This is a genomic window from Streptomyces sp. NPDC058274 (assembly GCF_042881375.1).
Lineage (GTDB): Bacteria > Actinomycetota > Actinomycetes > Streptomycetales > Streptomycetaceae > Streptomyces.
In genome coordinates this window covers 40,235-49,980 of the sequence record NZ_JBHVXW010000002.1, presented here as the reverse complement: position 1 = coordinate 49,980, position 9,746 = coordinate 40,235, and the positions used below count along the sequence as shown (strand labels likewise).

At 69.2% G+C, this 9,746-nt stretch carries 5 protein-coding genes and 4 tRNA genes; 2 read left to right on the top strand and 7 right to left on the bottom strand.

Annotated elements, in window-relative coordinates:
• Window positions 1-56: 56 nt before the first annotated feature.
• Together ACFVYF_RS04650 and hrpA are read right to left on the bottom strand one after the other, a co-directional pair.
• Window positions 57-131 (bottom strand) — tRNA-Asp (locus tag ACFVYF_RS04650).
• 95 nt (window positions 132-226) lie between these two features.
• On the bottom strand, window positions 227-4,195 hold the full coding sequence (gene hrpA, locus ACFVYF_RS04645; protein ID WP_389450776.1) for an ATP-dependent RNA helicase HrpA: 3,969 nt from the start codon (window positions 4,193-4,195) through the stop codon (window positions 227-229).
• Window positions 4,196-4,364: 169 nt separating this feature from the next.
• On the opposite strand from hrpA, the gene ACFVYF_RS04640 reads away from it, so the two are divergent.
• A complete protein-coding gene (locus ACFVYF_RS04640; protein WP_389452047.1) occupies window positions 4,365-5,417 on the top strand; it encodes an ABC transporter permease in 1,053 nt (350 codons plus the stop codon).
• Between the two features lie 151 nt (window positions 5,418-5,568).
• Here the strand turns inward: ACFVYF_RS04640 and ACFVYF_RS04635 are convergent, their stop codons facing one another.
• The 5 genes from ACFVYF_RS04635 to ACFVYF_RS04615 form a co-directional block, all read right to left on the bottom strand.
• On the bottom strand, window positions 5,569-7,203 hold the full coding sequence (locus tag ACFVYF_RS04635; RefSeq protein WP_389450773.1) for a hypothetical protein: 1,635 nt from the start codon (window positions 7,201-7,203) through the stop codon (window positions 5,569-5,571).
• 70 nt (window positions 7,204-7,273) lie between these two features.
• A tRNA-Phe gene (locus ACFVYF_RS04630) sits at window positions 7,274-7,347 on the bottom strand.
• Window positions 7,348-7,371: 24 nt separating this feature from the next.
• A tRNA-Asp gene (locus ACFVYF_RS04625) sits at window positions 7,372-7,446 on the bottom strand.
• Between the two features lie 49 nt (window positions 7,447-7,495).
• Window positions 7,496-7,568 (bottom strand) — tRNA-Glu (locus tag ACFVYF_RS04620).
• Between the two features lie 147 nt (window positions 7,569-7,715).
• A complete protein-coding gene (locus tag ACFVYF_RS04615; RefSeq protein WP_389450770.1) occupies window positions 7,716-9,299 on the bottom strand; it encodes a metallophosphoesterase in 1,584 nt (527 codons plus the stop codon).
• Between the two features lie 84 nt (window positions 9,300-9,383).
• On the opposite strand from ACFVYF_RS04615, the gene ACFVYF_RS04610 reads away from it, so the two are divergent.
• On the top strand, window positions 9,384-9,734 hold the full coding sequence (locus ACFVYF_RS04610; RefSeq protein ID WP_389450767.1) for a metallopeptidase family protein: 351 nt from the start codon (window positions 9,384-9,386) through the stop codon (window positions 9,732-9,734).
• The last annotated feature ends 12 nt before the right edge of the window (window positions 9,735-9,746 follow it).

Genomic DNA, 9,746 nt, shown 5'->3' with positions numbered 1-9,746 from the left:
GGGGAGGAACGGGAAGAGCCCCGCTCCGTTGCCGGATGCGGGGCTCTCATTCGCTGCGGTCCTGACGGGATTTGAACCCGCGGCCTCCACCTTGACAGGGTGGCGAGCACTCCAAACTGCTCCACAGGACCTGGTCTCGCAGTCACTATTTGTGCGCTGTGCTGCGAGAAGAGACTGTACAGGAGGGTGGGCCCGGTGGTCGAACTCACCCATCGTGCCGGGCCGGTTACGGCACCGCCGCGTCGATCGCCTTCACGATCCGCTTGTCGGAGACGGGGTACGCCGTGCCGAGCGCGTGGGCGAAATAGCTGACGCGGAGCTCCTCGATCATCCACCGGATGTCCAGGACCTGCTGGGGGACAGGCCGGCCCTGCGGCATCTGCTCCAGCAGCCACGCGTACTCGTCCTGCATCTCGTGGACCTTCTCCATGCGCGAGGTGTCCCGCTGGACGCTCGTCGGCATCTGCTGGAGCCGGCGGTCCGCGGCGACCAGATAGCGCATCAGGTCCGGGAGGCGGCGCAGGCCGGTCTCCGTGACGAAGCCGGGCTTCACGAGGGCGTCCAGCTGCTTGCGCACGTCCGTGAGGTTCGCCAGCAGCGTGGGGCTCTTGACGCCCTTCAGGCGGCGCTCACAGGCCTGCCAGGCGGCGAGGACCTGCTGGACCTGGCCGACCGTACGCACCGTGGTGTCGACGATCTCGGCGCGCACCTTGTCGTACAGCTTCCGGTACGACTCCTCGTCCCAGGCCGGGCCCCCGAAGTCACCGATCAGCTTGTCCGCGGCGGCGGTCGCGCAGTCGTCGAAGAGCGCCTGGACGGTGCCGTGCGGGTTCGCGGACAGGGCGATCTTCTGGGCGTTCGTGAGCTTGTCCGAGGCGAACTTGCCCGGGTTCACCGGGATGTTGCGCAGGATCAGGCGCCGGGTGCCCTTCCACATGGCCTGCTGCTGCTCGGCCTCCGTGTCGAAGAGCCGTACGGAGACGGTGTCGCCGTCGTCGACGAGCGCCGGGTAGGCCTTGACCGGCTGGCCCGCCCGCCGCGTCTCGAAGATGCGGGTGAGGGAGCCGATCGACCAGTCCGTGAGGCCCTTGCGCTCCAGGGACTCGCCGCCCTCGCGCTCCGCCGTCGCCGCCGCGGCCTGCGAGATGGCCTTGCGCGCCTTCGGCTTCAGCTGGAGCTTGAGCGCCTCCAGGTCCTTGTCCTCGGCGACGTTGCGACGCCGCTCGTCGACGATCCGGAAGGTGATCTTCAGGTGGTCCGGGACACGCGACCAGTCGAAGTCGTCGGCCGTGAGCGGGACGCCGACCATGCGCTTCAGCTCACGCGCCATGGTCAGGGCCAGCGGCTCCTGGAGGGGCACCGCACGCTCCAGGAACTTCTGGGCGAAGTTCGGGGCGGGCACGTAGTGGCGGCGGATCGGCTTCGGGAGGGAGCGGATGAGTTCCGTGACGACCTCTTCGCGCAGCCCCGGGATCTGCCAGTCGAAGCCCTCGTCCGTGACCTGGTTGAGGACCTGGAGCGGGATGTGGACGGTCACGCCGTCCGCGTCCGCGCCCGGCTCGAACTGGTAGGTGACACGGAACTTGAGGGCGCCCTGGCGCCAGGAGTCCGGGTAGTCGTCCTTGCTGACGTCGCCGGCCCGCTCGTTGATGAGCATCGAGCGCTCGAAGTCGAGGAGTTCGGGCTCCTCATGGCGCTTGTGCTTCCACCAGGAGTCGAAGTGCGCGCCGGACACCACGTGTTCGGGCACCCGCTGGTCGTAGAAGTCGAAGAGCGTCTCGTCGTCGACCAGGATGTCCCGGCGCCGGGCCCGGTGCTCCAGCTCCTCGACCTCGGTGAGGAGCCGGCGGTTGTCGGCGAAGAACTTGTGGTGCGTGCGCCAGTCGCCCTCGACGAGCGCGTTGCGGATGAACAGCTCGCGGCTCGCCTCCGCGTCGATCCGCCCGTAGTTCACCTTCCGCTGGGCGACGATCGGGACGCCGTACAGCGTCACCTTCTCGTACGCCATCACCGCGGCCTGGTCCTTCTCCCAGTGCGGCTCGCTGTAGGTGCGCTTGAGGAGATGCCCGGCGAGCGGCTCGACCCACTCGGGCTCGATCCTGGCGTTGACCCGGGCCCACAGGCGCGAGGTCTCCACCAGCTCGGCGGACATCACGAAACGCGGGGGCTTCTTGAAGAGGGCCGAGCCCGGGAAGATCGCGAACTTGGCGTTGCGGGCGCCCAGATACTCGTTCTTGCCCGTGCTCCGGCCGCTCTCGCCGCCGGTCTCCTTCACGTCCTTCATGCCGACGTGGGAGAGCAGGCCGGCGAGCAGCGAGACATGGACGCTCTGGTCGGCCGCGTCCTCCTCCTTCGGATGGATGCCCATCTGCTTGGCGACCGTGCGCAGCTGGCTGTAGATGTCCTGCCACTCGCGGATGCGCAGGAAGTTCAGGTACTCCTGCTTGCACATGCGCCGGAACGAGGACGAGCCGCGCTCCTTCTGCTGCTCGCGGACGTACCGCCAGAGGTTGAGGTACGCGAGGAAGTCGGACGTCTCGTCCCGGAAGCGGGCGTGCTGCTGGTCGGCCTGCGCCTGCTTCTCGGCCGGGCGCTCGCGTGGGTCCTGGATGGACAGCGCGGCGGCGATCACCATGACCTCGCGGACACAGCCGTTCTTGTCGGCCTCCAGGACCATGCGGGCGAGACGGGGGTCGACGGGCAGCTGGGCGAGCTTGCGGCCGGTCTGCGTGAGTCGCTTGCGGGGGTCCTTCTCCGTGGGGTCCAACGCGCCCAGTTCCTGGAGGAGTTGGACGCCGTCGCGGATGTTGCGGTGGTCCGGCGGGTCGATGAAGGGGAACTTCTCGATGTCGCCGAGCCCGGCCGCGGTCATCTGGAGGATGACGGAGGCGAGGTTCGTACGGAGGATCTCCGCGTCCGTGAACTCGGGGCGGGCGAGGAAGTCGTCCTCGCTGTAGAGGCGGATGCAGATGCCGTCGCTCGTACGGCCGCAGCGGCCCTTGCGCTGGTTGGCACTGGCCTGGGAGATCGCTTCGATGGGCAGCCGCTGCACCTTCGTACGGTGGCTGTAGCGGGAGATACGGGCGGTGCCCGGGTCGATGACGTACTTGATGCCCGGGACGGTGAGCGAGGTCTCGGCGACGTTGGTCGCCAGAACGATCCTGCGGCCGGTGTGCTGCTGGAAGACGCGGTGCTGCTCGGCGTGCGAGAGGCGGGCGTAGAGCGGGAGGACCTCGGTGAAGCGGTAGTTCCTCTTGGTCAGCGCGTCCGCGGTGTCGCGGATCTCGCGCTCCCCGGAGAGGAAGACGAGGATGTCGCCCTTGCCCTCGCCCTGGAGCTCCTCGACGGCGTCGCAGATCGCGGTGATCTGGTCGCGGTCGGAATCCTCGCCGTCCTCTTCGAGAAGCGGGCGGTAGCGGACCTCGACGGGGTACGTCCGGCCGCTGACCTCGACGATCGGCGCGTCCCCGAAGTGGCGGGAGAAGCGCTCGGGGTCGATGGTCGCGGAGGTGATGACGACCTTGAGGTCCGGGCGCTTGGGGAGGAGCTGCGCGAGGTAGCCCAGCAGGAAGTCGATGTTCAGCGACCGCTCGTGGGCCTCGTCGATGATGATCGTGTCGTAGGCGCGCAGCTCGCGGTCCGTCTGGATCTCGGCGAGCAGGATGCCGTCGGTCATCAGTTTGACGAAGGTGCCGTCCGGGTTCACCTGGTCGGTGAAGCGGACCTTCCAGCCGACGGCCTCGCCGAGCGGGGTGTCCAGCTCCTCGGCGACGCGCTCCGCGACGGTGCGGGCGGCGATCCGGCGGGGCTGGGTGTGTCCGATCATGCCGCGGACGCCACGGCCCAGCTCCATGCAGATCTTGGGGATCTGGGTGGTCTTGCCTGAGCCGGTCTCACCCGCGACGATCACGACCTGGTGATCGCGGATGGCCGCGGCGATGTCGTCCTTCTTCTGGCTGACCGGGAGCTGTTCGGGATAGGTGATGGCCGGCACACGGGTGCGCCGCTCGGCCATACGGGACTCGGCCTTGGTCGCTTCCGCCTCGATCTCGGCGAGCACGGCGGACCGGGCCTCGGGCTTGCGGATCTTGCGCGCGCCTTCGAGCCTGCGCCCGAGCCGGTGCGCGTCGCGCAGGGACAGCTCGGTCAGGCGGGCGGCGAGATCGCCGAGTACGGGGGCAGGATGCGTAGACATACGCGGTCCAGGATCTCACCTCGACGAAATGACTGGCGAACGCTTTTGCGCCCGGGGGTGGCAGCGGGGGCGGTTGGGCCTGCCGAGGCCTCGCTCGCGCCGCTGCTCCGGCCGCGCTCCTCGCTGAGAAATATCCCTTATGCGGCTTTAGCGTGGCCGTATGTCCGAGATGCCGCACGGCGCCCATGGCAAGCCGCCCACCCGTGGTGACCGGTGGGCGTCCTTCAAGGAGTCACCGTTCCTGCCCGCGACCGTGCTGCTGCTGATCATCGCCGCGGCGGCGGGCCTCTTCGCGGGCTCGTACACGTACGCCATGGCAAACCCGACGCCGCACCACGTGCCGACGGCGGTGGTGGGCTCGTACGACCAGGCGCAGGGCAAGGCCTTCCTGGCCGGCATGGAGAAGGCGCTCGACGCCTCGCTGAAGATCCACACCTACGACAGCAGGGCGGCGGCCGTCGAAGCGGTGGACGAGCAGAAGGTGTTCGCGATCCTCGAGACGCGGGAGGACGGCCGAGCCGTCACGCTCGATGTCTCCGGGGCGTCCGGCGCGTCGGTCGCGGAGCTGCTGGAGGAGGCCGGGCCGGCCGTCGGCAAGGAGACGGGCGTGGCGGTCACCGTCCGGGACATCAAGCCCCTGCAGAAGGGCGACCCGCGAGGCCTCGCGATCTTCTACATCTCGCTGGCGGCCGTGATCATCGGATTCGTCGGCGCGATCCAGCTGAGTGTGCACGCGAAGGCGCTGACTCCGCTGGAGCGCATCGGGTTCACGGCCGCGTACTCCCTGCTCGGGGGGTTCGTGATCGCGGCGGTGGTGGACTGGCTGCTGGGCGTGCTGGACCTGCCGTTCGTGGAGTCCTGGCTGATCCTGGCCCTGACCATGTTCACCTCCGGCATGGTCTTCACGATGTTCAACACCCTCTTCGGGCGCTGGGCCATGCTTCCGACCTGGGGGCTGATGGTGCTCCTCGGCAACCCCTCGTCGGGCGGCGCCGTCTCCTGGCCGCTGCTGCCGTCCGTGCTGGGCCTCATCGGCCGCTGGCTGCCGCCGGGCGGTTCGGTCAACGCCCAGCACACGGCGGTGTACTTCGCCGGCCACCAGCACGCGTTCCCGTTCCTGGTGCTCGCGGCCTGGACCCTGCTGTCCTGCGCGGTCTTCTGGTTCTGGCGCCACCGGCACCCCGGCGGCCGGACGGCCGAGCCGGCGCACGCGGCGCACTGACCGGCCCGGCCCCCCGGGGCGCGTACGACTGCGGGACCGGCCCGGCCCCCGGGGCGCGCACGACTCCGCGACCGGCCCGGCCCCCCGGGGCACGTACGACTCCGCGATCGGCCCGGCCCCCCGGGGCACGTACGACTCCGCTACGACGGCCTCAGCGCACGTCGACGTAGTCCTCGCTCCCGCTGCCCACGAAGTGCTTGCCGTCCGGCTCCAGGAACACCGGCACCCAGGTGCCGTCCTGCTGCGCGGTGAGGCCCTTGCTGAAGGAACCGTTCGCCTTCGCGGTGACGGTCGTCATCAGATACCAGGTCTTCTTGCCCTTGGGGCGGAACAGGATCTGCACCTTCTTGCCGCCGTACGCCTGCCAGCTCGACGCACCGGGCTTGCGGTCCTGCAGCACGCCCTTGACGGTGATCGTCCTGCCCTTGCGCACCGGCTCCGGTGACGCGTTGGCGCCCTTGATCCGGGTGAGGGAGCGGTTCCTGCGCAGGGGGTCACTGGCGGTGCCCTTGACGTCCCTGCTCGTGGAACCCGCGTACGACAGACGCCAGTAGCCGTCCGTGTAGCCCGGCAGGTCCGTGTAGAACTGCTCGTCGAAGCCGGTCTTCACCGTCTTCTGGGTCTTCCAGCCGGTGCGCCCGTCGGGCGAGTACTGGACCGCGACCTCGACCCGCTCACTGTGGTCGTCACCGATGACGGCGAGGATGCCGGAGACGCTGAGCTCTGCGTTCTTGTCGAGGGACGCCGTGAACTCTTTGAACTTCGTGGTCGCCGTGACCGCGACGGCGACGTCGGCGGTCGCGGTGCGCTGGATCCAGGCGTTGTAGGGGTACGGGGTGAAGGCCACCTCGTACACCGTCTTCTGGTACGGACTGGCGACGAAGGAGAAGCGGCCGTCGGCGTCCGTGGTCGCCTCGATCGGGCTGGACGTGCTGCTGCCCTTGTGGTCCATCTCCAGCGGGATGCCCGGCAGGGGCTTCCACTCCGTGCCGCTCTGGTACTCCAGCGTGCCGGAGACCGTGATCCGGTCGCCCGCCGTGGGATGGAACGACTTCTGGTCGAGGACGAAGCGGGTCGGCGCGGCCTTGGGCGTGACCATGACCCACGGGACCGAGGCATAGCCCAACTCGCCGTGGTACTCCGCCCAGACCCAGCCGCCCTGCTTCAGCTCGCGCGAGAGGGAGAAGTGGCCCTTGTCGTCCGTGACCGCGGTCGTCTCGCCGTTCTGGTCGAGCTTGAGGTCGACGGTCGCGTCGGGCAGCGGGACCGTCTTACGAGTGCTCGGATCGCGGACCACCAGGTCACCCCCGACCGCGACCGTCTTGTCCTCGATCGTCGGCTCGGTCGGCGTCACGGCGAAGTCCGTGATGACGGGCTGCTCGCGGTACCGCAGCGTGCCCGCGTTCTTCTGGACGGTGGTGTCCCCCGAGCTGTCCGTGACCTCGATGTCGATCGTGTAGTCGCCGAGTGTCTCCAGATGGACGGGCTGGGAGGCCCAGATCCCTTCCCAGGTACTGATCCAGTACTTCTCCGTGAAGCCGCCGACCGTGGCCACCGGGGCGTCCGTCCCGGCACCGCCGGCGGGACGCAGCTCCGCGGTGACCTTGGTGACGTCCTCGCCGACCGCGCTGCCGTGGTTGAGGTGTACGTCGATCACCGACCAGTCGGCCGTGTCGCTGTACGCCTCCTTGACGACCGGACCGGCGGCGTGGGCCGTGCCGGGCACGGCGAGAGTGGCGAACAGGACGGCGCCGGCCGTAACGATTCCCCTGCTGATGTGTCTCAAGAACCCCCCTAGGCTCCCTGTGAGCGACGAAAACCCCCTCCGGGTGACCGGAGGGGGTTTTCGTTCTGTGTGGCTGGGGCCGGGGTCGAACCGGCGACCTATCGCTTTTCAGGCGATCGCTCGTACCAACTGAGCTACCCAGCCACGAGATTCCTTGCGGAACCTCAGCGGTCCTGACGGGATTTGAACCCGCGGCCTCCACCTTGACAGGGTGGCGAGCACTCCAAACTGCTCCACAGGACCTTGCTGTTGTGCGCGACATGCGTAAAACAGTGTCGCACACGGCTTTGCGTGCCCCCAACGGGATTCGAACCCGTGCTACCGCCTTGAAAGGGCGGCGTCCTAGGCCGCTAGACGATGAGGGCTATCGGCCCGCCTGGGCGCTTCTCAGCGCGTCGGGGACGTGAGAAGCATATGGGATGGCGGGAGGTATCGCCAAAACGGTTTACGGAACCGTTCCGCCGACGCTGGGAGAGCGGTTCTGCGGGGGTCAGGGGGCCTGGCCACGGGCGTCACGGGGTGCTGCCCGTGGGGGTGGGAGTGCTCGGTGTGGGGCTCGGGGACTGCGGGGCTCCCGGCTGGTTCTCCTCCGGGAGGTGGCGGCTGACCTCGGCCGTTGTCAGGCCCAGGCCCCCCAGTTTGATCTCGTCCCAGGCCTGGAGATGCCGGGTGTCCCGGTCCAGATAGAGGATCGAGGCCTCGATCGGGTCCGGGTACTTGCCCTCCACCGCGCGCAGTCCGCTGCCGCCCGTCGAACCCTCGATACGCAGCCGCGTGCCGTACTTCATGACCTGCGTGTCCTCGTGATGGACGTGACCCGCCAGCACGAGGGGCACCTCGCCGTCCGTCTGCCGGGCCGCGACCGGGTTGTGGGCGATCGCGATGTCGACCGGGGTGCCCGCGTTCCGCTGGTCGACGAGGGCCGACGCCAGCCGCAGGCCCGCCAGCCGCTCCGCCGGGTCGCCCGCCGCCTGCACCGCGCGGTCCGGGGTGAACTGCGGATCGCCGATGCCCGCGAAACGCAGGCCGGCCACCGACACGGCCTTTCCGTCGTCCAGTACGTGCACGTTCTTCATGCGCTCCAGGTACTCCTGGGTGTCGCGGCTGTCGTGATTGCCGCGCACCCAGACGTACGGGGCGCCGAGGTCCGGGATCGGATCGAGGAAGCCGTTCTCCGCGGCGCTTCCGTGGTCCATCGTGTCGCCGGAGTCGACGATCACATCGATGTCGTACTGCTTCACGAGCGACGCGATGATCTTCCAGCTCGCCGGGTTCAGATGGATGTCGGACACATGCAGCACCCGGATCGTGGCCGGGTCCGGCTCGTACGCCGGGAGCGTCGACGTGACGTCGTACAGCTTCGTCACGTTCGTCACCAGGCGGGCCAACTCCTTCTGGTAGACGTCGAATTCGGTCACGATGTTGCGGGCGTCGCCGACGAGGGAGGGCGCCGAGGAGAGCAGCCCGGAGAACTTCGGCTCCAGGACCGACTTCGGGTTCCAGGTGGCGAACGCGGTCGCCCCGCAGGCCGCCAGCAGGGCCAGCGCCAGGCCACCGGCCGCGAGGGCCCGGCGGGGGCGGCGGTAGACCGCCAGGCCGAGCGCGGTGGCGCCCGCGACGACCGCGATGCAGGAGCGTACGGCCAGGTCGAGGGTGCCGTGCTCCACGTCCCGCGCGACCTCGTCCTGGAGCCCGGACAGCCGCTCCGGATGGTCGACCAGGGCCTGGGAGCGGACCGGGTCCAGCTGGTCCACGTCCACGTCCAGGCGGATCGGGGCCTGGTGGCTGCGCAGCTCCAGGGCGCCGAGCGGAGAGATGTTGATCTTCGTGCCGCCGGTCAGGGACGGGCGGAGCGTCATCGTGGTGTTCATCGGGCCGACCGGCACGCGGACGTTGCCGACGATCAGCAGACCCAGCCAGGCACCCAGCAGCACCACGGCTATCAGGCCGAGGGCCCGGGTGTACGGGTGCGGCTGCTGGACCAGTTCGACCACCGGGCGCGGGCGGCGGGCGCGGTAGTGCCGGGTCAGGGCGCGGGGTGCCGTACGGGCGATGTTTCGCATGCGGTGCAGGGCTGCGGCAAGGTCGCGGGCCATTGGTCCCGTATGCCCAGGTGCGCAGGCGGATATGCGGTGGGCCGCCGACTCTCGTACGGGGCGGTCGTGCCGGACAATGGCCGTGTGCTGGAGATGACGCGCGAGGAGTTCGAGGAACTGGTCGCCGAGGCGTTGGACCGGATTCCGCCGGAGCTGACCCGGCTGATGGACAACGTGGCGGTGTTCGTCGAGGACGAACCGCCCGCCGAGGATCCCGAGCTGCTCGGGCTCTACGAAGGGACGCCGCTGACCGACCGGGGGGAGTGGTACGCCGGGGTGCTGCCGGACCGGATCACGATCTACCGGGGGCCGACGCTGCGGATGTGCGCCTCGCGGGACGAGGTCGTCGCGGAGACCGAGGTGACCGTGGTGCATGAGATCGCTCACCACTTCGGGATCGACGACGAGCGGTTGCATGCGCTGGGGTATGGGTGACGGTTGGGGGCG